This is a genomic window from Streptomyces durocortorensis, assembly GCF_016901035.1.
In the GTDB taxonomy this organism is placed as follows: Bacteria; Actinomycetota; Actinomycetes; order Streptomycetales; family Streptomycetaceae; genus Streptomyces; species Streptomyces durocortorensis.
Genome location: NZ_JAFEUF010000498.1, coordinates 1 through 1,265, shown reverse-complemented (window position 1 = coordinate 1,265; position 1,265 = coordinate 1). Strand labels below are relative to the sequence as shown.

Genomic DNA, 1,265 nt, shown 5'->3' with positions numbered 1-1,265 from the left:
CCCTCCCGGAGAAACCCCCTACCTACCTCCCCATCACACACAGCAACCAATACCGGCAACACGAAAGCGGCCCCCTCTCACGCCAATGAAGTCGGGGCCGCTCTCGTCTGCCAGCACTCACGGAACTGGAGACATCCATCATGACGCACCCCACCGTCGTGCGGGAGGCCGCACGCGTCATCGCGATCGAGGCCGCCCGCGCCTACGTCGCGAACATCCGCCCCATCGACCTCAACAACCCCGGCGTCCTGGTCGGTCACCTCATGGCCGCCGAGACCCTGCTCATGGACATCGTCGACGCCCACACCGAGCCCACCGGAGAGACGGCATGAACGCCCACCTCCTGAACGCCGCCCTGGACGCGGCCGAGCGCAGGTGGCGCGTCTTCCCGCTCCGCCCTAGCGACAAGCGCCCCGCCCTCCACGGCGAAACCGCCTGCCCCGGTACCGGCGACTGCGCGGCCGGGCACCGCAAGTGGGAACAGCGGGCCACCGCCGACCCCGACCGCATCCGCTCCGCCTGGTCGGCCGGGGCCTTCAACGTCGGTCTGGCCACGGGCCCTTCCGGGCTGGTCGTGGTGGACCTGGACCCGGTCAAGGCGAAGGACCCGAAAGGAACGCCTGACGGCGTCACTTCCCTGCAAGCGCTCTGCGAGCGCGCCGGACAGACCGTCCCCGCCACCTACCGGACCCGGACCGCGAGCGGCGGACACCACCTGTACTTCACCGCCCCGGACGGGGTCCGGCTCGGCAACAGCACGGGCAGGCTCGGCAAGCACATCGACACCCGCGCCCACGGCGGATACGTCGTCGCCGCCGGGAGCACCCTCCCGCACGGCACGTACGACGTAGTCGACCCCACCGAGCCCGTACCGCTCCCGGAATGGCTGTGCGCCCTCCTGACGCCTCGTCAGCCTTCGCGGGCATTGATGGTCGCGCCCGCGCCGGTTCGGGCCTCCAGGTACGCCGCAGCGGCTCTCAGGGCCGAAACGGCGGCCGTGGCCGGGGCTGGGGAGGGTGTGCGGAACTGGACGCTCGTGAGGGCCGCCCGTGCTCTGGGGCGGTTCATCCCGTCCGGCGACCTCGACCGGCATGAGGTAGAGCAAGCTCTTAATTCGGCGGGATTGCGGGCCGGACTCCGCGAGAACGAGTGCCGCGCCGCCGTGACCAGCGCTCTGAACTGGTCCGTCGCCAACAACTCCGGGCGGCCGGCATGACCGCCGCCCCGACCCCCCGCCTTAAGAGCCTGCCTGCCACCCCGAGCAG

At 71.1% G+C, this 1,265-nt stretch carries 2 protein-coding genes; both read left to right on the top strand.

From position 1 onward, the window contains the following. Positions 1-140: 140 nt before the first annotated feature. Positions 141-332, top strand: coding sequence for a hypothetical protein (locus JS521_RS35715; RefSeq protein ID WP_205086999.1), 192 nt, complete (start codon positions 141-143; stop codon positions 330-332). Beyond that, complete coding sequence (locus JS521_RS35710) at positions 329-1,216, top strand: bifunctional DNA primase/polymerase (RefSeq protein WP_205086998.1); 888 nt, start codon at positions 329-331, stop codon at positions 1,214-1,216. Before JS521_RS35715 ends, JS521_RS35710 begins: the two co-directional genes overlap by 4 nt. The last annotated feature ends 49 nt before the right edge of the window (positions 1,217-1,265 follow it).

What these genes read in the sequence shown, in the direction of transcription:
- JS521_RS35715 (WP_205086999.1), top strand. Translation starts at nt 141, where the DNA reads ATGACGCACCCCACCGTCGTGCGGGAGGCCGCACGCGTCATCGCGATC.
- JS521_RS35710 (WP_205086998.1), top strand. Translation starts at nt 329, where the DNA reads ATGAACGCCCACCTCCTGAACGCCGCCCTGGACGCGGCCGAGCGCAGG.